Source organism: Pseudenhygromyxa sp. WMMC2535 (genome assembly GCF_011083025.2).
This window is the reverse complement of the sequence record NZ_JABJWV010000001.1, coordinates 5455757-5479357: the sequence shown is the minus strand read 5'-3', so window position 1 is coordinate 5479357 and position 23601 is coordinate 5455757. Positions and strand designations below refer to the sequence as shown.

Genomic DNA, 23601 nt, shown 5'->3' with positions numbered 1-23601 from the left:
CCCACGCGGGCGCCCCTTCGCCCGGCTCAGTCCAGCTCGGCGTTCTCGAGCACCGCCCCGGCCCCGAGCCCCCCAGCCGCACACAGCCCCAGCAAGGCGTGCGTCTTGCCGGTCAGGTGCAGCTCGTTGGCCATGGTCGTGACCATCCGCGCCCCCGTCGCCCCAAAGGGGTGACCCAGGGCCACGGAGCCGCCGTGGACGTTGAGCTTGTCCGGATCCACGCGGCCCACCGCCTTGTCACGGCCGAGCCGCGCCCGGGCGAAGTTGTCGCTCGCCAGCATCTCGAGCACGCTGAGCACCTGGGCCGCGAAGGCCTCGTGCATGTCGACGACGTCGACGTCGCCGAGCTCGATGCCCGCGCGCTCGAGCGCCTTGGGCATGGCCAGGGCCGGACCCATGAGCAGCTGGTCCGCCGGATCCACGCCGACGTAGGACCACGAGGCGAAGCGGGCCAAAGGCGTGTAGCCCAGGGCCTTGGCCTTCTCCTCGCTCATGATCAGCACCGCCGCGGCTCCGTCGGTCAGCGCGCTCGAGTTGGCGGCGGTCAGGCTGCCGTTCTTGGCGAACACCGGGCGCAGCTTGGCCATCTTCTCGACGCTGGTGTCGCCGCGCACGATCGTGTCGTGGTGGACCCACTTGCCGTTGGGCAGCTCGATCGGCGCGACCTCGTCCTGGAAGCGCCCCGAGGCGATCGCCGCCGCGGCGCGCTGGTGCGAGCGCACGGCGAACTCGTCTTGGGCCTGGCGCGTGATCTCGTTGCGCACGGCCATGCGCTCGCAGGACTCGCCCATCAGCTCGCCCGTGGTCCGCTCGGCGATCTTGGGGATCCTGGGCAGGATCTCGGTGATCGGCATGAGCTGAGCGGCGATCGCCAGCAGGTCCTTGGGCGTGGCCTTACCCTTGCCCATGAGCAGCGGCCCGAGGGTGCGCACGACCTTCTGGGGCAGCTTGATCTCGGCGTTCGAGGTCGAGTCGGAGCCGCCGGCGATGACCACGTCGGCCTCGCCGCGCTCGATCGCGGCCACGGCCAAGGTCACGGCCTGGAGCCCGCTCGCGCAGGCCCGGGTGCAGGTCATGGCCTCGACGCTGGGCGAGAGCCCGAGGTCGAGGGCGATCTCGCGGCCGACGTTGGGCGAGGCGCTGGGCAGGATCACCCCGCCCCAGGTGATCGCGTCGATCTCCTTGCGCGGGAGCTCGGTGCGCTCGAGCAGCGAGGACACCGCGGCGTTCCCCAGGGCGATGGTGTCGAAGGGCAGGTACTCGGCGAAGGCCTTGACGAAGGGGGTGCGGGCGCCGGCGACGATCACCGCGCGCTGACGAACTTGGTCTTGCTTGGACACGGGCATTGGTTCGCTCCTGTGTGGGTCGGCGGGCTCAGGCGCCGACGAAAGACTGGCCGCAGACGCGCAGCACGTTGCCGGTGATGCCCTGAGCGCCGGGCGTGGACAGGAAGGTCAGGGCGTCGCCGATGTCCCGGGGCAGGCCGCCCTGGCCGAGGCTCGACAAGCGCCGCCCGACCTCGCGGATGACCACGGGGATCGCCGCCGTCAGCCGGGTCTCGATGAAGCCCGGGGCCACGGCGTTGACGGTGATCCCGCTGTCGGCGAGCTCGTCGGCCAGCCGGCGCACGTAGCCGATCACCCCGGCTTTGGTGGTCGAGTAGTTGGTCTGGCCGAGGTTCCCGGCGATCCCCGCGATCGAGCTCAGCGCGATGATCCGCCCGCCCTCGCGCACGACCCCCTCGAGCAGGGCCTCGGTGATCCGGACGAGCGCGTCGAGGTTGATGGCCACGGCTTGATCCCACTTGTCGGCCTTCATCCGCGCCAGGGTCTTGTCGCGGGTCACCCCGGCGTTGTGGATCACGATGTCGACGCCGTCGAAGTTGTCCTTGAGGAAGGTGGCGATGGTCGTCGGCGCGTCGACGTCGCTGACGTCCACGAGCAGCGGCGTGCCGCCGATCTCCCGCGCCGCCGAGCTCAGCAGCTCGTCGTCGCCGGGGCGATCGAGGCAGACCACGTGCGCGCCCTCGTCGGCGAGCAGCTTGGCCGTGGCGCGGCCGATGCCCCGGGCCGCGCCGGTGACCAGCGCGACCTTGCCCTCGAGCGGGCGCGTCCACGGGATCTCGGCGGGGTCGGCCGCGGGGTCGCCCTCCATCGGCGCGCTCACGTGCACGGGCTGGCCCGAGACGAAGGCGCTGCGCTTGCTCAGCAAGAAGCGCAGCGGCCCGGGCAGCCAGGCCTCGGCCTCCTCGCCCAGGTAGATCAGGTTGGCCGTCGAGCCGCCCTTGCCGATCTCCTTGCCCAGCGAGCGCACGAAGCCGTCGAGGGCGCCCTGGACCGCCGCGATCTCGGGGCTGGTGCTCAGCGCGGGCTCGCGGCCGATCACGACCACGCGGCCGCACTTTCGCAGGCTGCGGATCAGCGGGTGGAAGAACTCGTAGATCGCCCGCAAGCCAGCGGCGTCGACGATCTGCGTGGCGTCGAAGACCAGCGCGTCGAGGCGCAGCTTGTCGGGCAGGCCGTCGAGGATCAGCGCCCGCGGGGGCCGGCCCCAGGCGTCGCCGGCCTGCTCGAAGGCGGGCGGGATGACCACGCCGCCGCTGGCGACCAGGGCCGTGGCCCCGGCCTTCGCCAGGGTCTCGGCGAGCACGGGGATCAGCGCCGAGTCCTCGGCCGCTTCGCCCTCGCTCCCCTCGCCAAGGGGCCGCGAGTAGCCGCCGACCGCGATCTCGTAGTCGTGGAGCGGGCGCTCCTCCATCGGACCCCGGGCCCGGGTGAGGCTCTGGGGCATGGGCAGGGGGAGACCGAGGGTCTTGACCAGGCGCCGGGCCTGGGGGTTCTTGCCGAGCTGCAGCAGGATGTCGTTCATGATGATTGTCCTGGATCGGATCGTGGTTGTCGGAGCTCAGAGTCTGTGACTCTCAGTCGGGCTTGGCCGCGCGGGCCGTGCCCACGAGGTAGGCCGAGCCGCCGGGCGCGGGCCCGACCCAGACCTTGTCGTGCGCGTCTTGGGCCTCGAGGTAGAGGCCGACCTTGGCCGGCAGGGTCAGGGGCTTGGTGAATTTGACGTCGAAGCTCCCCAGGCCGCCGACGTCGCCCGCATAGCGCGAGCGGATCAGCCCCTCCCAGGCCTTCGCCATGGTCGCGAAGCCGTGGAGGATCGTGTTGCGAAAGCCAAAGGCCCGGGCGTAGGGCGGCACCCAGTGGACCGGGTTGAAGTCGCCGGTCAGCATCGCAAAGGCCAGCCCGGCGTCGGCGGGGATCTTCCAGCGCGCGAGCTCGGTCGCGTCGAGGGCCACGCGCTCGGGGGTCTTCTTGGGCTTGGGTCCCTTGGGCTTGGACTTGTCGCCCCCGCCCAGCGGCACGATCGCGTACATGGTCGCGACCACGGCGTCGGGGCAGCTGGGCGTGCTCGTGACCACCCGCTCCTCGAGCACCACCCGGCGACCGTTGTCGTCGATGTTGATCAGCTGCGCGACGACCTCGAGCGGCTCGTCGATGGGCAGCGGCGCGTTGACCTCGACGCGGCAGCCGCCGTTGAGGACCTTGAAGATCGGATAGGGCAGCGACTCGATCAGCTTGCCGACCAGCGGAAAGCCCCACTGCGGCCACAGGTGCGCGGGGACCTGGTGCTTGTAGGCGCCGGGGTCTCCGCCGCAAAAGCGCACGTAGTCGCGGACCAGCTCCGGGGGCCGCGGCGGGAGCTCGGCGCGGATCTCCGGGCCGGGCAGCGGGCCGACGCCCTCCGGGGCCTTGCCGGTGAGCTTGCGGCGCAGGGCCTCGACGGCCGTCTGCCCGAGCATTGCGAGCACGGGGCCCTGGCTACGGATGTGCTTGGTGGGGAGCGCCATTGGGGGTTCCTGAGCTTGGGGATGAGCGGGTGAGGGATGGGAGGATCGCTGGAGATCGATAGCGCGTCGCTATCACTCGGCCGCAGCGTCGCCCGCATCTTCGCGCGCGAGCTTGGCGAGCAGACGCTGGCCGGTGGTCGAGATCTCGTCGTGGAGGAAGCGGTCGCGCGGCTCACAGCGCTCGAGCCAGCGCTCGAGCAGCTCGCGGCGCTCGCCGTGGGCCTTGGCCTGATCGAGCAGGATCTCGGCGATCTGCACGTCGGCGAGGATCCGCGTGAGCCGCTCGGCGTGGAGCATGGCGAAGGCGAAGTCGCGCTTGGGGTTCCAGTCCTTGAAGAAGGACTGCGTCCAGGTCGAGACCGGCTTGTCGCCGAGCGAGCGGACCTTGTCCACGGCGGTCTTGCGGATCAGCAGCTGGACCGTATCCGCGGCCAGGACCTGGAGCTTGGCCACGCGGCGCTCGAGCGGGTCGCGGGCCGAGAGCGCGCGCCAGCGGGCCTGGGCGAGCTCGCGGACGAAGGCCTGGGGGTTCTTCATCACGGCGCCGAGCGTGTCCTTCATCGCCATCAGCGACTGGATCTGGCTGGTGCCCTCGTAGATCGGCAGGACCATGGCGTCGCGCAGCAGCTTCTCGGCGCCGTACTCCTTGATGTAGCCGTTGCCGCCGTGGATCTGGATGCAGCGCTTGGCGTGCTCCACTGCCTTCTCGGAGGCGATGTACTTGAGCAGCGGCGTCGCCCGGCGGGCCGCGGCCTTGTGGCGGGCGAGCTCGGCGTCGAGCTCGGACAGGGGCACCGGCGAGAGCTCGGGGGCGTGGTCGCGGGCGAGCTCGAGCTTGGTCCCGATCTCCTCGTGGCAGCAGGCCCAGACCGCGAGCGCGCGGATCGCCTGGATGTCCGTGCGCATCTCCTCGAGCATGTCGGCGATCATCTCGTGGCGATCGATGGTCTTGCCCATGGACGGGCGCTCGGCGGCGTAGGCCGCGGCCTTGCGGTATGCCGACTCCATCAACCCGAGAGACTCGAAGCCCACGCCGACGCGCGCGTTGTTCATCAGCGTGAGCATGTAGCGGAAGCCCTCGCCGCGCTCGCCGAGGAGCAGCGCCGGCGTGCGATCGAAGCTGATCGCGCAGGTCGCCGAGGCGTTGTGGCCCATCTTCTCCTCGACGCGATCGATGGTCGCGTAGCGCACCCGGCCCTCGGGGGTGTCCTCGTAGGTCGGGACCAAGAAGAAGCTCAGCCCGTCGAGGCCCTCGCTTCGCTCGGTCCGGGCGATCACGAAGTGGAAGCGACCGTGGCCCGAGGTGATGAAGATCTTCTGGCCGGTGACGGTCCAGTTGCCGTCCTCGTCCTGCTCGCCGATCGTGCGCAGCCGGGCCATGTCCGAGCCGGCGTCGGGCTCGGTGATGTCCATGGCGCCCCAGGCCTCGCCCGAGCCGATCTCGCTCATCCAGTCGGCGAAGCGAGTCTCGGCGATCCCGCCCGCTTCGGGGTCGAAGCGGGTCGAGCCCTCGCGGATCGAGAACACCAGCATCGCCATGGCCATGCCGCCGTGGAAGCCGTAGTGGGTGACCACCGACTGGTCGGCCCGGGCCATCAGCTCGGCGCCGAGAAAGTAGACCAAGAGCGGCGAGTTCATCCCGCCGAGCTCCCGCGGCAAGGTCAGCCAGTGCAGGTCGAGCTCCTGGATGCGATCGAAGATCGTCTGCATCCGCTCGCCGAACACCGCCTCGCCGTCGACGACCTTGGCGTGCTGACTGTCGAGCTCCTCCGAGTAGGGCGCGATCTCTTCGGCCACGAACTCGCCGATCATCTGCAGGAAATCGCGGTAGTTGTCGACGGCCTCCTCGGCGCTCGCCGGGGCGTCCTCGGCCTTGAAATTCCACTCGGTCGCGCGCACGAGCGGATCCCAGTCGATGCCGTGATCGACGTACCAGCGCAGATCGTCATTGTCCTCGAAGAAGTTGGCCATGTCGTGTGGGTCGCTTTGCTCGGGTTGAAGGGGGCGCCGCGCTCAGCCGGCTTGCTCGATGGGCGCGGGGGCGTCCGGCTCGGTGTCGACGTCGGTATCGGTGTCGGTGTCGGTGTCGACCTGAGGCTGCGGGCGCGGGCGAAACAGGGCGGTCTTTGCGATGCGCTGGAGCTCGGCGCAGTGGCGCGCGAGCAACACCTCGCGGTCGTCTTCGGGCACCAGCGCGGCGACGCTCTCGAAGGTCGCCAGGCTGCTGATCACCATGATCGACATGTGCGCCACGTAAGCCTGCGGATCGACCTCGTAGCGCAGCCGCCCGGCCTCCTGACCGCGGCGGATGTAGTCGGCCACGATCGTCGCCCACGGACGCACGTGGCTCTCGATCAGCGGCTGCATCTCCCCCGGACGATCGAGGAGCTCGCGCAGCACCAGGCGCGCGCGGTCGCGGTCGTGGGCGAAGAAGCCCACGGTGTTCGAGAGCACCGAGTCGAACTGCTCACTGCCCGAGGTCGCGGCCTGGAGCAGCTTGGGCAACGCGTCGTTCCAGTGGGCCAGGATCTCCTCGAGCACCGAGCGGCGCAGGGTGTCCTTGCTCTGAAAGTGATAGAGCAGCGAGGGCTTGCGGATGCCCACCGACTTGGCGATGTCGGCCAGCGAGACGCCCGAAAAGCCGTGGGCCGCGAACAGACGCGTGGCCTGGTCGAGGATCTTTTGCGCAATATCCGCGCGATTGGAACGAGGGGTAGGCACGAAACTACCGGACAGTTGGTCATTGCCTACCACTTGGTAGAGAGCGATTCAAGCGCGCGAATTCGTTCACAGCCGGCGAGGGCGGCGCCAGCTCCCGATATCGCTCATTGTTCGCCGATCGCGTCCGCCAGCCAGGCCATGACCGCCCGGACCCTCGGCAGCCCTTGCTTGGCGCCGTGGACGACCATCCACAGCTCGCGCGCCGGCAGCGGGCCGATCTCCCGCGCACCGACGGTGGCGGCCGCGACCTCGCGCAGCCCCAGGCGCGCCGCGAAGGCCTTGGGCAAGACCGCCACGCCCAGGCCGGCCGCGACCGCCAGGCCGAGCGCCTCGACGTCCTCGACCAGCACGCTCGCTGGCCGATCTGCAAACGCCCGCTCCGCGTAGCGCTGCTCGGGGATCTTGGCCAGGGAGCCGGTGAGCCCCAGCCATGGGATGCCCTCAGGATCGCCAGGATCCAGCTCGCGCTCGCCGTCGACGAAGAAGCCGTAGCGCTCGCTGCCCACGCGCTGCGCGACCAGCTCGCCGCGCGTGGGTCGGACGAAGCGCAGGGCGACATCGGCCTCGCCCGCGGCCAGGCTCGAGATCGCGTTGTCGGCGAGCAGGCGCAGGCGCAGCCGCGGATGCTCCCGTCGCAAGCTCGGCAGCGCGTCGATCAACACCCAGCGCAGCACCTCGCCCACGGTGCTCACCGTGACCTCGCCAGCGATCGCCGGCCCGTCCTCGAGGGCCGACTCGGCCGCGAGCGCGGCGGCGATCATTGGCTCGATCGCCGCCAGCACGGCCTCGCCCCGGGCCGTCATCTCCAGCGGCGGCCCGCGCAGCAGCAGCGGCGATCCGGCCTGCGCCTCGAGCTTGCTCAGCTGGCGGCTGACCGTGGACTGGCTCACCCCAAGGACCTCGGCCGCCGCGCTCAGGCTGCCCAGACGGACGACGCTCTCGAAGGTGTGCAGCAGGTTCCAGTCCATGCAAATACGGATTCCTGACTGCCATTTTTGTCCGTTGCCATGCGTCTGTGCAAGGCGAAGTCTGAGCTTCGCGCCATGCAGATCCACCAGCTACGCAACGCCAGCCTGATCCTGAGCGTGGGGGAGCACCGCCTGCTCGTCGATCCCATGCTCTCGGACCCGGGCGCCTTCCCCAGCTTCAAGCTCACCGGCGAGAAGCGAAAGAATCCCCTCGTCCCCCTCCCCCCTGGCACCGACGCCGCCCTCGAGGAGGTCAGCGCCGTCGTGCTCACCCACGAGCACCCCGATCACCTCGATCCCCCGGGCCTCGAGTGGATCCGCCGCCGTGGCCTGAGCGTGTGGACCAACGCCGTCGACGCCCCAAACCTCGCGCGCAAGGGCGTGAAGGTCGAGGTCCTGGGTGATGGCGCCCTGGGCATGGCCGTCGAGGTGCTCCCCGGTCGCCACGGCCACGGCCTGGTCGGGTGGCTGATGGGCCCGGTCCACGGCTACTACCTGGCCCACCCCGGCGAGCCCAGCGTCTACCTGACCGGCGACGCCGTGCTCACCGACGCGCTGCTCGAGATCCTCGATCGTCTCCGCCCAGACGTCGTCGTGGCCCCGGCCGGCGCGGCGAATTTCGGCATCGGCCGCGACATCTTGTTCTCCGTCGACGAGCTCATGACCGTGATCCGCCACGCCCCCGGGCAGGTCGTGCTCAACCACCTCGAGGCCCTGGATCACTGCCCAACGACCCGGGCCGAGCTGCGCCAGCGCCTGTCCGCCGAGGGCCTGAGCGAGCGCGTCCACGTGCCCGAAGACGGCGAGGTCCTCAGCTTCGCGCGCGCCCCCGTGGACGCGCCCCCGCCCCAGCTGCGCGGCGACCTCGGCGAGCGGCCAGGGCTGCAAAAATGGCTCACGGCCAAGTTCGCCGGCACCTGAGCACGAAGTCCTCTAGAGCGGCGAGCAGTTTGGAGGCGCGCTCTAGCCCTGCGCCGCGCGGTCGAGGCGAGCGAAGGTCACCAGCTCGGCGAGCACGCCCTCGCAGACCTCGAGCTGGCGCGAGCAGTCCTTGCCCGTGCGGTTGGGGATCGTCGCGACGATCCGCTCGCCCCCCGGCGCGAGGCGGATCCGCCCCTCGGTCGCGTCGCCCAGGCTCAGCGCCGACTTGGCCGCCAGCGGCGTGTCCTCGGCCAGGCGGATCGAGAGCTTCATCCCGCGCAGCTCGATGCTCAGCGCGTGCAGGCGCCGGCCGTAGCTCTTGCACGCCATCATCAGGGCGAAGTGTCGGGCCTCCACGGGCAGCTCGCCGTAGCGATCGTGGAGCTCCTCGAGCACCTCACGGACCTCGTCGGCGTCGCGGGCCGTGCTCAGGCGGCGGTAGAAGTCCAGGCGCGCGCCCACGTCCTCCACGTAGCCGTCGGGGATGAAGGCCGGGAGATCGAAGGCGAGCTCGGGGTCGGTCTCTCGCAGGATCGGGTCCCCGCGCAGCTCGGCCACGGCCTCGCCGAGGATCCGCGCGTAGGCCTCGAAGCCGATCGCCTGGATGCTGCCCGACTGGCGCTTGCCGAGCAGGTCGCCGGCGCCGCGGATCTCGAGGTCGTGGCTGGCCACGTTGAAGCCCGCGCCCAGCTCGCTGTGGCGCTGGAGCGCCTCGAGGCGCCGGCGGGCGTCCTCCGACAGGCGCTCGAGCGAGGCGACCATCAAATAGCAGTAGGCGCGCAGCTTGCTGCGTCCGATGCGTCCGCGCAGCTGGTAGAGCTGGGCCAGGCCAAACTGATCCGCCTGGGCGACGAACATGGTGTTGGCCCGGGGGATGTCGAGGCCGCTCTCGATGATCGTCGTCGAGACCAGCACGTCGGCGCGGTGCTCGACGAAGTCGAGCATGGTCTGCTCGAGCATCTCCGGCGGCATCTGGCCGTGGGCGACGAGCACCCGGGCCTCGGGCACGAGCTCGCGGATGCGCCGGGCGTGCTCCTCGATCCCGAGGATCCGCGGGACCACGTAGAACACCTGCCCGCCCCGGGTCAGCTCCTTGCGCACGCCCTCCTCGATCACCATGTCGCCGTGGCGAGTCAGGTAGGTGCGCACGGCCAGGCGGTCGACCGGCGCCGTGGTGATCATGCTGATCTCGCGCAGCCCGAGCAGCGACATGTGCAGCGTGCGGGGGATCGGCGTGGCCGTCAGCGTGAGCATGTCGACCGAGGTCTTGAGCTTCTTGAAGCGCTCCTTTTGCTTGACCCCGAAGCGCTGCTCCTCGTCGATGACCACGAGCCCGAGGTCCTTGAAGCGGACGTCGCGGCTGAGCAGGCGATGAGTGCCGACGACCACGTCGACGCTGCCCTCGCGGATCCCCGCGATCGCCTGCTTGGCGTCGCCGTCGGCGGTGAAGCGGTTGAGCACCGCGACGTTGATCGGGAAGGCCTCCATGCGCTCGGCGAAGGTCAGGTAGTGCTGCTGGACCAGCACGGTGGTCGGGGCGAGCACCGCGACCTGCTTGCCGGCGGCCGCGACCCGGAAGGCCGCGCGCAGGGCGACCTCGGTCTTGCCGAAGCCCACGTCGCCGCAGACCAGGCGATCCATGGGCTGCCCCGAGCTCAGATCGCCCTGGACCGCGTCGATCGCATCGGCCTGATCCGGCGTCTCCTCGAAGGGGAAGGTCTGCTCGAACTCGGCGTACATCTCCCCGCCCTCGGGGTAGGCGTGGCCGGTCAGCGCCTCGCGCTGGGCGTAGATCTGCAGCAGCTCCTCGGCGAGCTGGCGGACGTCGGCGCGGATCTTCTTGGCCTTGACCTGGAAGCTCTGCCCGCCCATTTTGTCGAGCTTGGGCGCCTTGGACTCGGCCGAGACGTAGCGCTCGATCTCGCCGATGCGGTGGACCGGCAGGTAGAGCTTGTCGCGCTTGGCGTACTCGACGATCACGAAGTCGCCCTGGATCCCGTGGGTCGCCAGCTTGGTCAGGCCCTGGTAGCGACCCACGCCGTGGACGAGGTGGACCACGTAGTCGCCGACGCTCAGCTGCGAGAGCGAGGCGACCCCGACCCCGCGCTTGCGCCGACGCTGGCGCCGGCGCGTCACGCTGCCGAAGATCTCCGACTCGCTGACGATCAGCAGGCGATCGGCCGCGCTCGAGAAGCCCTCGGACAGGCTGCCCGGGAGCACGCGGACGCGATGGTGCTCGGCCTCGGGATCCAGCGCCTGCCCGCCCAGCGCCTCCAAGTCTGCGTCCTTGCTCGGCGCCTGAGGGTTGAGGCCGTAGCCGCGCAGCATCGCGGTGAGCCGCTCGGCGTGGGTCAGGTTCGGCGCGACGAGGATCACGTCCCAGGTGTCGCGGTCGCTGGGATCCAGAGCCCCGCCGAGGACCGCGTCCTCGTGCACGCCCAGGCCGCGGATGTGATCGACCACCGGGCGCAGCAGCTCGCCGCCCTTTTGTCCGCGCGCCGCCTCGAGCTTGGCCCGCAGCTCGAGGTTGCGGCCGAGGTCCACGCGCATCAGCTTGCGGCGGTCCTTGGCCGCGCGCTCCGGCTCATGAAGGTCGAGGCGCCCCCCGACCACCGGGATGTCCTGGATCCGCTCGCGCAGCTGCTCGCGAGACACGAAGAAGCCTGCCGGCGACGCGATCAGGTTCTTGGCCGCCAGCGCGCGCGCATACTCCTGCTCGTACTCGTCGGCCATGCGCTCGCCCAGGCCCAGCAGGGCCTCGGGCTCGTCGAGGAACCACCGCGAATTCTCGGGCAGGTGATCCCACAGCGCGGCCATCCTCGCGTGGAAGATCGGCGTGAGCGCGTCGATGCCGAAGAAGTCCACGCCCGCCTTGAGGTTCTCGATCACCTGGCGAGTCGTGCTCGTGGGGACCTCGGCCTCGTCGCCCAGGCGCAGCGCGGCCAGGCGAAGATCGTGGTCGCTCGTGGCGATGGTCTCGCGCACCGGGTGCACCCGCAGCGAGCGGATCTCTCGCAAGCTGCGCTGCGAGTCCGGGTCGAACAGGCGCACCCGCTCGATCTCGTCGCCCCACCACTCGAAGCGCGCCGGGAACGGCTCGATGGGCACCCAGACGTCCATGATCCCGCCGCGGATCGCGAAGCTCCCGGGATCGCCGACCACGTCCACGCGCCCGTAGCCCGCCGAGACCAGGAAGTCCGCCGCCTCCTCGCGGCCGAGCTCACCGCCCTGCTCCCAGACCCGGCATAGCGCCGCGAACGCCTCGGAGGGGATGGTCTTGCGTAGCAAGCTGCGCAAGCTCATCACGATCAGCTCGGGCTCGTCGCCGCGCAGGCGCTCGAGGGCGGCCATGCGCGCGCCCACGCTGCGCGGGTCCGGGGACACGTCGCCGTAGGGCGACACGTCGATCTCGGGGATCAGCAAGATCCGCGTGTTCGCGTCGTCGCGCTCGCGCTCGGCGTCGAGGCCCGCGAAGAAGCTGACGTCCGCGACCACCGAGCGCGCCGTGGCTTCGTCGGGCGCGACATAGACCAGCGGGGCGTCCGTGTCCGGGTCGGCCATGGCCCGGGCGAGGAGCAGCCCCCGGTAGCCGCCCTCGGCCCCCAGCACACGGGTTCGGCGGCCCTTGCGGAGGGCCTCGAGGAGCGTGGGGAGGGCCTCGAGCGCTGCGTGGGCCATGGGCGGCGCAGGGTAGCCGATGATGACCGCGGGCGCTGCGCTTGCTCAGGCTTTGAATCGAACAACCTATATATTCTATCAGAGCACTAGGCAACCGATAGGAGCATAAATTCCTCGAGTCCCCCGCTCTGGCGTGGCAACCGTGGGCCATGAAACTCGCCATCCTCGGTGCCTCCGGCGGCTGCGGCCGAGAGCTGATGATCCAAGCTGCGCGGCGCGGACACGAGCTGCGCGCCATCGTCCGCCCGAGCGCCGATCATCACGGTCACCGGGGCGGTGGCCTGAGACCCGCGGGATCGCGCTCGCCTCTGCGCCGACTACACGCGTATGCACCCATCCACCGCCCTTCCCTCCTGCGCAGACCCGGCCCGTGCCTTGGCCCTTCCCTTCGCTCCCTCTCACCTCCGCGCCCGATACCGACACATCATCGAGTGCGCCGCATCTCCAGACATGGCCGACACAATCCCCGAGCTCAACCCGACCTCTCCCCTCGATCCCGACGACGTCCCGCCACGCTGGGAGTACGAAGGACTGACCTGGGCCCAGCACAGCGAACGCGTCCGCGGGCAGGGCCTCGAAGAGGGCCTCGTCCTCGCCCGTCGAGAAGCGCTCCTCGCCTTGCTGGAGATCCGCCACTTCGAAGCGAGCGCACGCCAGCGGCAGCGCATCGATGACTGCAAAGACGCCGACTTGCTCTCGACGTGGTTCGAGCGCGCCAAGACGGCCCCCGCCGTCGGCGAGATCTTCCGCGACCCAGGGCACTGAGCTCCCCAACCCAGACCGCGAGGGGATTCCCGGAACGGCCCCGGGCGTTCGACCCGCCGGCGACCTCTACCCCGAGGTTGGCACGTCGTGCGTCTACAACGGCGGCCCATCCCTGAACGAGCGTCACCTGCGCGACATGGTGTCAAAGCCAGCAGCCCCCACCCTGACCGACCTGCTAGGCTTGCCCCCGTGGCGCGTACCGCCGACCGCACCCTCACCGTGATCTGCGCGCTCGCGCTCCCCCTCACCGCCGGATGTCGCCCCTCGGACACGGCCAGCGCGACCCCGGTGGAAGAGGATCCGGTCGAGGACGTTCAAGGCCCCGATGCCGCGGAGTCCCCGAGCGCGCAGGCCCAGCAGGAGCAAGACGCGGCTGCCCAGCGCCGCGCAGAGGAGCAGGCCAAGGTCGAGGCCGCCGCTCAGCGCATCACGCGAGAGGTCTCTGCCGCCCGCGAGCTGCCCATCACCGGGGAGTTTGCCGTGCAACTGATCGACAAGCCCGGTGTCCGAGCCTTCGTGCACGAGGTCATGTACGAGGAGATGACCCCCGAGGAGCTCCAGCTGGTCGGCCGCATCGACGCCTCCATGGGCGTGCTCCCCGTGGGCAGCGACATGGAGCAGGTCCTCCTCGACATGTACGAGCTCGGGGTCCTCGGCATCTACGACCCCAAGCGCAAGACCTTGCTGATCGGCGACTACGTCGGGCGCATGGAGCTCGGCATGGTCGTCGGCCACGAGGGCGCCCACGGGCTGCAGGACATGCACTTCGACCTCGAGGCCCTCAACCACATGCACAAAGGCCGCAGCGACCTGGACACGGCGCAGACCTTCTTGATCGAAGGGGACGCCCAGGCCGCCTACCTCGCCTGGGTCGCCGGCGACGAGGGCCTCGCCAGCATCGGCGACGACCTGCTCCAGCTCCAGGCCGACGCGGTCCTGGCGATCGACGACTCGATGGGCATCCCCCACCCGATCCTCGCCCGCCAGCTCCAGATGCCCTACACCGACGGCACCATGAACGTGCTTCGCCTCGCCCGGGACCGCGGCTGGGCGGCCGTCGACGCGCTCTACACCGAGCTCCCGCACTCGAGCGAGCAGATGCTCCACCTCGACAAGCTCGCCGCCCGCGAGCCGCCCCTGCCGGTGAGCGTCGACCCTCAGCCCCTGCTCGATCTCGCCCCGGGGCACCGCGTGGCCTGGGAAGACGAGCTCGGCGAGGCCACCTTGCTGGCCATGCTCGCCGACGTGGCCAGCCCCAGCGTCGCCCGAGCGGCCGCCGCGGGCTGGGGTGGCGATCGCTTCATCGCCCTCGAGCGAGAGACCGAGCCGGGTCCAGCCCCGTTCCTCGTTGGCGTGATCGCCTGGGACAGCACGGCCGACGCCAAGGAATTCGAGGCGCTCTTCCGCCGCTACCTCGAGACCCACAAGGCCCAGACCCACACGCTGGCGCGCAAGGGCAAGCAGGTGCTCTTCGCCACCCACTTCGCCGAGGCCGGCGGCGAGGCGCCACTCGACGCCAAGGCCGTCGAGCGTGCGGGCTGGGCCGCCTTCTCCGTCGGCACACCGCGCAAGTCCGGCAAGTCCGCGCGCGCACGAAACCAGCCATCTTCGGCCCCCGCCGCCGTGCTGGCCACCACGAGCAGGAGCACGCCATGAGCCAGCGACCACAGCTTCGCCCCATCTACCGGCTGCTCGCCCGCGTCCAACGCCGCGAGCGCCTCGCCGAAGCCCTCGCGCTGATCGTCCGCGTGGCCCTGCCCGCCGGTCTGCTCCTCGCCGCGGTCGCGGTCATCTCAGCCAGGGCCCTGATGACCCCCATGGCCTGGGCCTGGGCCGCCTCCGCGCCGATCCCCGTGGTCCTGGCCTGGGCGATCTTCCGCCCGCGATCCCTGCGCGCCACGGCCCGCCGCGTCGACGGCCACTACCGCCTCCACGATCGCCTGGGCAACGCCATCGAGTTCGCCGAGGACGAGGCGGCGATCCCCAACGAAGACCCGCGGACCCGCGAGATCGCCGAGCTCGCCATCGCCGACGGCGCCCGCGCGGTCGACGGCCTCACCGCCAAGCCAGTCATCAGGCTCGCGCTGCCCAAGCCGCGGGTCCTCGACGGCCTCTCCCTCTCGCTCCTGCTCGCCGCCCTGCTCCTCCCTCAGCGCGAGCCCGAGCGCCTCGATCACCGCATCCTCGCCCAGGACTCGCTCCCCGAGCTCGAGACCGAGGGCCCCCGCAAGGGCGTCGACATGACCGAGGCCCAGGCCAACATCAAGGTCCTCCAGGGCCTCGAGGACTCCAAGGAAGAGGCCGTGGCGCGCATCGCCGGCGAGATGCTCGGGGTCCTCGAGGATCTCGAGAAAGGTGAGATCGACCAGGCCACGGCCCTCGAGCGCCTCGACCGGCTCGAGCAGGAGCTCGCCGCCGCCGAGACCGACATGGAAGAGCAGCTCGAAGAGGATCCCTGGATGCTCGCCGAGGGCATGCGCGAGCTCGCCGAGGATCTGCGCGAGCACGAGATCATGGACGAGGTCGCCGAGGCCCTCGCCAAGTCCGACGCCGAGGAGGTCGAGGAGGAGCTCCAAAAGCTCATGGACAAGGCCGAGGCCGAAGGCGGCGACCTCAAAAAGCAGCTCGACGACGCCCTCGCGGAGATGGAGCGCTCCTTGGCCCGCAGCGCCAAGGAGAACACCGGGACCGAGAAGGCCATGGAGCAGGCCGAGCGCGAGATGAAGCGCCAGGAGAAGAACCCGGCCGAGGATCCCGAGGAACAAGAGCGGGAGATGCAGCGTAAGAAGGAGCGCCTCGAGGAGCTCCGCCGCCAGCACGAGCGCGAGCAAAAAGCCCGCGAGAAGCTCGACCAGCTCCAGCAGCTCTCGCGTCAGTCCAAGGGCAGCAGCCAGTCCAGCGGGGCCAAGCAAAAGCGTCAGGACGCCGGCAAGCAGCTCAGCAAGGGAGCCAGCGACGCGACCAAGAAGGCCCGCCAGATGAAGCAGCTCACCGAGGTCCGCGACTCCCTCGATCAGGCCAAACAATTCGTGCGCCGCGCCAACCAGGACAGCGAGTCCAAGAACCGCCGCAAGCAGCAACAGCAGCGCTTCTCCAAGGCCGCCAAGGGCAAGAAGGGCAAGGACGGCAAGCCCGCGACGATGCTCGTCGAGGGCGAAGTCGGCGACAACCCCGACGGCATGATGATGGGCGAGGGCCAGGAGGGTCAGGGCGAGGGAGAGGGCGACGGCCAAGGCGAGGGCCAGAGCCAAGCCATGGGCCAGCAGCCTGGCGCAGGGGTCGGCCCCGGCATCGGCGAAGGCAGCGTCGAGGCCCTGGGCGACCCCGAGCGCACCGACGTCGACGTCAACAACGAGCGCGTCGACGCCCAGCAAGGCAAGGGCCAGACCCGCGCCGAGGTCATCGAGACCGCGAGCCAGGAGGGCTTCGCGACCGAGTCCTACAAGAAGGTCTACCGCGACTACAAGAGCTTCGCCCAGTCGGCCATGGACAGCGACGAGCTCCCCGAGGGTCAGCGCACCCGTGTCAAGCGCTACTTCCGAATGGTCCAGCCACAGGACTGATCGGACACGCCTCACTCCCACCTCAAAACCACCAGCGATCCGCGCTACCCTACACGCCCCCAATGTCCGAGACCGAAGCACCCGACACCGCCGCTCAACTCGAGGCCCTCGCCGAGGACCTCCGCAAGCTCGTCGACGAGGTTCAGCGCGTCGTCGTTGGCCAGGACGCGGTCATCCGCGGCGTGATCACCTGTCTGCTCGCCGGCGGCCACGGCCTGCTCGAGGGCGTCCCCGGCCTGGGCAAGACCTTGCTGATCCGCACGGTCGCCGAGGCCGTGTCCATGAGCTTCAACCGCATTCAGTTCACCCCCGACCTGATGCCCGCCGACATCCTCGGCACCTCGGTGCTCGTCGAGGGTGAGGACGGCAGCGTGGGCCGCACGCTCCAGTATCAACCTGGGCCGATCTTCGCCAACATCGTGCTCGCCGACGAGATCAACCGCGCCACGCCCAAGACCCAGTCGGCGCTGCTCGAGGCCATGGCCGAAAAGCAGGTCACCGCCGGCGGCCACACCCGCAAGCTGCCCGCGCCCTTCTTCGTGCTCGCGACCCAAAACCCCCTCGAGCAAGAGGGCACCTACCCCCTGCCCGAGGCCCAGCTCGACCGCTTCTTGTTCAAGATCAACGTCGACTTCCCCGACGAGGAGGAGTTGATCGCCATCCTCGACCGGACCACCGGCAGCCACCACAGCGAGATCCAGCCGGTGATCGACGGCCCGCGCCTGCTCGAGCTCCAGGCTTTGGTCCGCGCCATGCCGGTGACCCCGAGCCTGACCCGCTACGTGGTCCGCGTGCTCCGGGCCACGCACCCCGACGACAAGAACGCCACCGACGGGGTCAAGCGCTACGTCCGCTTCGGCGGCAGCCCGCGCGGCGCCCAGTCGGTGCTGCTCGCGGCCCGGGTCCGCGCCGCCCTCGAGGGCCGGCGCTCGCCCTCCGAGGACGACGTCAAGGCCGTGGTCCCCCAGGCCCTGCGCCACCGCGTGCTGCTCAACTTCGAAGGCGAGGCCGAGGGCGTGTCGACCGACGCGGTCCTCGAAGAGGTCCTGGCCAAGGTCCCCACCGACTGATGGGCCTGCGCGAACGCATCGGCCTCGGCGGCGCCAAGGCCCGTCGGCAGCAGGTCGTGCTGCCGGACATCTTCGACGAGGAGTTCCTGCGTCAGCTCGAGCTGCTCCAGGTCATCGCGCGTCGGTTGATCCGCGGGCGCCAGCGCGCCGAGCGAAAGACCAAGAAGACCGGCAGCGGGCTCGAGTTCGCCGACCACCGCGAGTACTCCCCCGGCGACGACATCCGCAACGTCGACTGGAACGTGCTCGCTCGCCTCAACCAGACCCTGGTCCGGCTGTTCGAAGAGGACGAGGACCTGCCCCTGCGCCTGGTCGTCGACGTCAGCGACTCGATGCTCACCCGCGGCGGCCAAAAGCTGCTCTACGCCCAGAAGATCGCCGCCGCCTTGGCCTACGTGGGCCTCGCCGGCCTCGACCGCGTGGGCCTGACGGCGATGAGCGGCAAGGTCCACGAGACCCTCCCGGCGATCCGCGGCAAGGGCCGAATCTTTCGCGTGTTCGACTTCCTGCGCAACGCCCCCCACGGCGGCCCCACCGACATCTACGCCGGCTGCAAGCGCGTCGCTGCCCAGTCGGCCCTGCCCGGCGTGACCGTGGTGATCTCCGACTTCTACGACCTCCAGGGCGCCTTCGACGGCCTCAACATGCTGCGCTTTCGCAAGCACGAGGTCGTGGCCATCCAGGTCGTCGACCCGATCGAGGCCAACCCCCTCGACACCGGGGCCCGCGGCGACGTGACCCTGGTCGACGTCGAGGGCGAGTCGAGCCGCGACGTGACCTTGAGCGTGGCCCTGCTCGAGGCCTACGCCGAGGCCCACGAGCGCTTTTGCAAGCACCTCGAGAACAAGTGCCGCGCCCGCGGCATGCCCTACTTCCGCGCCTCCATCGACGAGCCCTTCGATGATCTCGTGCTGCGGATCTTCCGGCTCGGGGGGGTGCTGCGCTGATGGAGTTCGCAGGCTGGGCAGCGGCCGACCTCGCGGTGCTCTTCGCCGCCGGGGCCGGCGTGGTCACCCTCCTCTACCTGCTGCGCATGCGCAGGCGCCAGATGGTGGTGCCCTTCGCGGACCTGTGGGAGCAGGTCACCCGCGAGAGCGAGACCCGCCGGCTGTGGCGAAAGCTCCGGCGTTTGTTCTCTTGGCTGGTCCAGCTGCTGCTCTTGGCCCTGGTCTGCCTGGCCCTCGGGGATCCCCGCCCGGAGGTCTGGCTGCGCGAGCCGGCGACCACCGCCATCGTCATCGACACCTCGGCGAGCATGGCCGCCCAGGCCGACGAGGACGGCGACACCCGCCTCGACCTGGCCCTCGAGCGCGCCCGCGCCGAGGTCGACGCCCTCGGCCCAGCCGACCGCGCGCTGATCATCGCGGCGGGCAGCGAGGTCTCGGTGCCCGCGCCGCTGACCGGTGAGGGCGGGACCTTGCTGCGCGCCCTCGACGAGAGCGTGCGCGTGGGCCCCGGCGAGGCCGACCTGTCCCGCGCCCTGCTCCTCGCCCGCAACGCCCTGGCCGACCAGGCCACCCCGCGGATCCTGGTGCTGACCGACGGCGCCCTCGACGACGCCGGGCTCACGGCCCTGGCCCGCTGCACCGAGCGCGCCCAGCAAGAGGGCGAGGCCCGCTGTGAGGTCCTGCCCCTGGGCGAGGATCAAGAGGTCGGCAACGTGGCGATCACCGCCTTCGCCGCGCGCCGTTACCCCACCAACCGCGACAAGGTCGAGGTCCTCGTCGAGGTCCAAAACCTCGGCGCCGAGCCGGCCAGCTTCGAGCTGCGGGTCACCGCCGACGAGCTCCCGGTGGGCGGCAAGGTGTTCGAGCTCCAGCCCGGCGCGGTCGAGCGCGAGGTCCTGCCCAAGCTCGACGCCGCCCGCGAGCGCCTCGTCGCCGAGCTCGTCCCCCTCCCCGACGACCCCGCGAGCGCGGCCGCCCTCGGCCCGGCCATCGACGACCGCGCCTACGCCGTGATCCCGCCCCTCGACCCCATGGACGTCGCGCTCGTCACCGACGGCAGCAACCTGTTCCTCGAGGCCGCGCTGCTCACCCTCGACGACTACGTGCGCCTGACGACCCTGCCCCCCGAGGAGGGCGCCCCAGGCAACCCGGCCATCGACCAGGCCAACCTGGTCTTCTACGACCTCGCCGACACCCCCCTGCCCGAGTCCCTGCCCGACACCAACTTGGTGATCTTCGACCCCTACCGCCTCGAGGACTCCCCGGTCCCGGTGCGCAAGCTCGCCGATCTCCGGGCCCCGCGGCTCTCGGAGCAGCGCAAGGACCACGAGCTCCTCGACGGGGTCGTGTTCAAGGACGTGAACATGAACCGGGGCACCAGCTTCGAGCTCGACCCCGGCGACATCGCCCTGGTCAGCCACCTCGGCGCCCCGATGGTCGTGCTGCGCGAGGACGACACCCACGGCATGTTGCTGATCGGCTTCGACCCGCGCGGCTCGGACCTCCCGCTGCGCACGGCCTTTCCGCTGCTCGTCGCCAACGCCGTCGACTACTTCGGCCGCCGCGAGGCCGGCTTCGTCGCCGCCGTGCCGATCGGGGCCAGCCGCGAGCTCGCCCTCGCCGACTTCGGCGTGCCCAGCGAAGGCGTGAGCCTGCTCGAGGTCACGCCCCCGGATCCCGACCCCGACGACGACAGCGAGCCCACCCCGGTGCGCGTGCGCGCCCAGGACGGGCGCTTCCGCATCCGCGCCCTCGTCCCCGGCGTCTACGGCATCACCGTGCGCGACGGCGAGGCCGCCGACGCCCACTTCGAGGTCGCCGTCAACCAGGCCAACACCGCCGCCTCCAACCTCGAGTCCCGCCTCGACGAGGACGTCGTCCCCGAGGCCAGCGCCGCCGGCGAGGCGCCCGAGCCGGCGCCCCTGTCCGAGGGCCCGCTGTGGACGCTGATCATGCTCGCCGCCGTCGCGCTGATCGTCGTCGAGTGGGCGAGCTACCACCGAAGGAAGACTGTATGAGCGCGCCCTCTCGCGAGCCGAGCACCGGCGGATCACGCGTCGGCCCCGACCTCAGCGGCGTCCGGGCCAGGCTCGCCACCCGCCCGGGCAAGCGCGCCGCCAAGCGCGGCAAAGGTGGCAAGGGCAGCAAGGGCGGCCGAGGCGGTGAGCTCTTGCGCCACCCCCTCGCCCTGCCGGTGATCGCCCTGCTCGCCGGCCTGCTCGTGGCCCGGATCCTCATGGGCGCCATCCCCCTACGCGGCGCCCTCGAGCTCGACTTGCCGCTGTGGCTCGCCGAGCTGCTCAGCGAGCAGCCCGGCGACCAGCGGCTGATCATCGCCCGTCCCCACGCGCTGTGGCTGATGCCCGTGGCCCTCGGGCCGTTCATGATCGTCATGGCCACCCGGACCCTGGTCGACGTCCGGGCGTTCCAGGTCGTCTTTCAGGTGCTCTTGCGCCTGCTGGTGCTCATGGCCGTGGCCCTCGCCCTCGCCCAACCCAGCTTGCGCTCGCCGATCCGCGGCAAGACCGTGGTCTTCGTCGTCGACGTGTCCGAGAGCATCGACGACCAGCAGCTCGCCGGGGCCCAGCAGCTCGTGCGCGCGGCCATCGACCTCGCCGCCCAAGAGGAAGACCAGGGCGTCGAACGAGAAGATCGCACCCGCGTTCGCCTGGTCACCTATGCCGGTCGCGCCCACGTCCACGACCTCCTCGAGCTCGACCCCGAGGACGGCTCCAGCGGCGCCGACGCGCTGACCCTCGCCCGCGACCCCGACAGCGCCCTGGCCTCGGACCACGCCAGCGCCCTGCGCCTGGCCGAAGCTCTCCTCGACCCCGACACCGAGGGCCGGGTGGTGCTGATCACCGACGCCACCGGCGACCTCGCCGAGCGCGAGGGCCTGGGCCAGGCGATCTTCGACCTCGAGGATCGCGGCGTCGCCGTGCACACCCGCAGCTTCCCCGCCGAGGTCCGCGGCGACGTGCTCATCGAGGCCGTGCACCTGCCCCGGGAGCTGCGCGTCAGCCAGAGCTTCGAGGTCGCCGTCGACATCGTGGCCACCAAGCCCGGCAAGGTCCGGCTCTACCTCGACAAGAACGGCAAGCCCAACCCCATGGAGCCGTCCCAGGAGGTCGAGCTGCGCGGCGGTCGTCAGCAGGTCAAGCTCGCCGCGCGGGTCACCGACCCCGGCCCCGTGCTCTTCTCGGCCCGCCTCGACACCAGCGAGATCGCCGCCCAGGACAACCGCAGCGCGCTCAACGACAAGGCCGCCGTGGTCGGCGAGGTCGTCGGGCGTCCGCGCGTGCTCCTGGTCAGCACCGACCCCAGCGCCGCCCTGTCCCGGGCCCTGGGCGCCAACCACCTGTCCGTCGACTCCGTCGCCCCAGCCGAGGTCCCCGCCAGCGGCGAGGGCCTGCGCAAGTACGACCTCGTGGTCTTCTCGGACATCCCCTCGCGCTGGATCTCCTCGGCCCAGGAGGCCGCCATCGTCCACTACGTCAAGGAGCTCGGCGGCGGCTTCATCATGGTCGGCGGCGAGAGCAGCTTCGGCGTCGGCGGCTGGGGCGGGAGCACCCTCGAGCAGGTCCTCCCGGTCCGCTTCTCCGGCGAGCGCCAGCGCGAGCAGCCGACCTTGGCCCTGGTCCTGGTCATCGACAAGTCGGGCTCCATGTCCAGCGAGGACCGCCTCGACCTGGTCAAGGAGGCCGCCCGGGCCACCGCGCGGACCTTGGACCCCAGCGACGAGATCGGCGTGATCGCCTTCGACAGCTCGCCCCAGGTCCTCGTCCGCCTCCAGCCCGCGGCCAACCGCCTGCGCATCTCCTCGTCGATCAGCCGGCTCACCGCCGGCGGCGGCACCAACGCCATGCCGGCCCTGCGCGAGGCCTACCTCCAGCTCGCCGGCTCCAAGGCCCTGGTCAAGCACGTGATCTTGCTGTCCGACGGCGAGTCGCCCGAAAACGGCATCAACGCCCTGCTCGGCGACATGCGCGAGGCCAACATCACGGTCTCCTCCGTGGGCGTGGGCGAGGGCGCCGGCAAGGACTTCCTCTACCGCGTCGCCGAGCGCGGCCGCGGGCGTTACTTCTTCTCCAAGGACGGCACCGACGTCCCGCGGATCTTCTCCCGCGAGGCCCGCGAGGTGAAGCGCAACGCCCTGGTCGAGCGCGCCCTCTACCCCCGGGTCACCAAGCCCGTGCAGCTCCTGCGCGGCATCGACTTCGAGCGCGCCCCCGGCCTGCGCGGCATCGTGCCGGTCAAGCCCAAGGCCCAGTCCGAGGTCATCTTGCGCACCCACCTCGGGGATCCGCTGCTCGTCCGGGCCCGCCGTGGCCTGGGCCGCGTGGCCGCGTTCTCGAGCGACGCCAAGCCGCGCTGGGCCGCCAACTGGGTCAGCTGGAGCGGCTTCTCGCGCTTTTGGTCGCAGCTCGCCCGCGACACGATGCGCCAGGGCGCGGGCCTGCTCGGCGGCGCCACCATCAAGGTCAGCCCGGCCGCGGATCCCGGCGCCTGGCGGGTGATCGTCGACGTCGAGTCGCCCGAGGGCTTCGCCAACGACCTCGCCGGCGCGGTCACGATCGTCGACCCGGCGATCCCCGAAGAGAAGGACGCGCAGGGCGAGCTCGTCGACAACGGCCGCGAGCGCGAGGTCCTGCTCGAGCTCACCGCCCCTGGCCGCTACGAGGCCGTGATCCGCGACATCGAGGCCGGCCAGCGCCTGCTCAAGGCCAAGCTCTACGACGACAGCCTCAGCCCGCCCCGGCTCGCCGCCGAGGCCATCTCGCAGGTCAGCGTCCCCTACCCTGCCGAGCTCTCGCCCCAGACCCTCGAGCCCAACGGCGAGTGGCTCGCGGGCCTCGTCGAGCGCGGCAGCACCGAGGGCTCCATCGACGCCGTCGTGACCACGCCGGGCGACCCCGGCGGGCGCACCCGGACCAAGTCCTTGTGGCCGCTGGTCCTGGTCTGGCTGCTGCTCCCGCTGCTGGCCGTGGACCTGCTCTTGCGCCGGGTCAGCTTGGGCGTACGCAAGATCGGCGCCTGATCTCTCGCTACGAGCGAGACCTCGCAGGCGCGGCCCAGATTTACTCGGGGCCGCGTCTGTGACTTTGGGAGGGCGCGCAG

At 70.9% G+C, this 23601-nt stretch carries 15 protein-coding genes; 8 read left to right on the top strand and 7 right to left on the bottom strand.

Annotated elements, in window-relative coordinates; translation table 11 throughout:
* Positions 1-26: 26 nt before the first annotated feature.
* From G6O69_RS21540 to G6O69_RS21515, 6 genes are all read right to left on the bottom strand, one after another.
* Positions 27-1346, bottom strand: a complete 1320-nt coding sequence (locus tag G6O69_RS21540; protein WP_172305390.1) for an acetyl-CoA C-acyltransferase — start codon at positions 1344-1346, stop codon at positions 27-29.
* Positions 1347-1374: 28 nt separating this feature from the next.
* Positions 1375-2868: a 3-oxoacyl-ACP reductase gene (locus G6O69_RS21535; RefSeq protein WP_172305389.1), complete on the bottom strand. Its 1494-nt coding sequence runs from the start codon at positions 2866-2868 to the stop codon at positions 1375-1377.
* A 52-nt stretch (positions 2869-2920) separates the two neighbouring features.
* Positions 2921-3850, bottom strand: coding sequence for a MaoC family dehydratase (locus G6O69_RS21530; RefSeq protein ID WP_172305388.1), 930 nt, complete (start codon positions 3848-3850; stop codon positions 2921-2923).
* A 72-nt stretch (positions 3851-3922) separates the two neighbouring features.
* The gene (locus tag G6O69_RS21525) at positions 3923-5821 is read right to left on the bottom strand and encodes an acyl-CoA dehydrogenase family protein (protein WP_172305387.1); all 1899 of its coding nucleotides are present in this window, start codon (positions 5819-5821) and stop codon (positions 3923-3925) included.
* A gap of 42 nt (positions 5822-5863) precedes the next feature.
* Positions 5864-6571, bottom strand: a complete 708-nt coding sequence (locus tag G6O69_RS21520) for a TetR/AcrR family transcriptional regulator (RefSeq protein ID WP_172305386.1) — start codon at positions 6569-6571, stop codon at positions 5864-5866.
* A gap of 104 nt (positions 6572-6675) precedes the next feature.
* Entirely contained in the window at positions 6676-7539 is an 864-nt protein-coding gene (locus G6O69_RS21515; protein WP_172305385.1) for a LysR family transcriptional regulator, read from the bottom strand.
* A gap of 75 nt (positions 7540-7614) precedes the next feature.
* Here G6O69_RS21515 and G6O69_RS21510 point away from each other — a divergent pair, with 75 nt between their 5' ends.
* Complete coding sequence (locus G6O69_RS21510) at positions 7615-8460, top strand: MBL fold metallo-hydrolase (protein ID WP_172305384.1); 846 nt, start codon at positions 7615-7617, stop codon at positions 8458-8460.
* Between the two features lie 42 nt (positions 8461-8502).
* Here G6O69_RS21510 and mfd read toward each other — a convergent pair whose 3' ends face one another.
* A complete protein-coding gene (mfd, locus tag G6O69_RS21505) occupies positions 8503-12138 on the bottom strand; it encodes a transcription-repair coupling factor (protein ID WP_172305383.1) in 3636 nt (1211 codons plus the stop codon).
* A 450-nt stretch (positions 12139-12588) separates the two neighbouring features.
* Here mfd and G6O69_RS21500 point away from each other — a divergent pair, with 450 nt between their 5' ends.
* The 7 genes from G6O69_RS21500 to G6O69_RS21470 all read left to right on the top strand — a co-directional run bounded on the left by G6O69_RS21500 (position 12589) and on the right by G6O69_RS21470 (position 23521).
* Positions 12589-12903 (top strand): hypothetical protein, encoded by a 315-nt coding sequence (locus G6O69_RS21500; protein WP_172305382.1) that lies wholly within the window; start codon positions 12589-12591, stop codon positions 12901-12903.
* Positions 12904-13092: 189 nt separating this feature from the next.
* Positions 13093-14559 (top strand): hypothetical protein, encoded by a 1467-nt coding sequence (locus G6O69_RS21495; protein ID WP_172305381.1) that lies wholly within the window; start codon positions 13093-13095, stop codon positions 14557-14559.
* Positions 14556-16466, top strand: a complete 1911-nt coding sequence (locus G6O69_RS21490) for a hypothetical protein (protein WP_172305380.1) — start codon at positions 14556-14558, stop codon at positions 16464-16466. The genes G6O69_RS21495 and G6O69_RS21490 overlap by 4 nt, the downstream gene beginning before the upstream one ends.
* Before the next feature lie 62 nt (positions 16467-16528).
* Positions 16529-17536, top strand: a complete 1008-nt coding sequence (locus G6O69_RS21485; RefSeq protein WP_172305379.1) for a MoxR family ATPase — start codon at positions 16529-16531, stop codon at positions 17534-17536.
* Complete coding sequence (locus G6O69_RS21480) at positions 17536-18483, top strand: DUF58 domain-containing protein (RefSeq protein WP_172305378.1); 948 nt, start codon at positions 17536-17538, stop codon at positions 18481-18483. Before G6O69_RS21485 ends, G6O69_RS21480 begins: the two co-directional genes overlap by 1 nt.
* Positions 18483-20501, top strand: coding sequence for a VWA domain-containing protein (locus G6O69_RS21475; RefSeq protein ID WP_172305377.1), 2019 nt, complete (start codon positions 18483-18485; stop codon positions 20499-20501). The genes G6O69_RS21480 and G6O69_RS21475 overlap by 1 nt, the downstream gene beginning before the upstream one ends.
* Complete coding sequence (locus tag G6O69_RS21470) at positions 20498-23521, top strand: VWA domain-containing protein (RefSeq protein WP_172305376.1); 3024 nt, start codon at positions 20498-20500, stop codon at positions 23519-23521. Before G6O69_RS21475 ends, G6O69_RS21470 begins: the two co-directional genes overlap by 4 nt.
* The last annotated feature ends 80 nt before the right edge of the window (positions 23522-23601 follow it).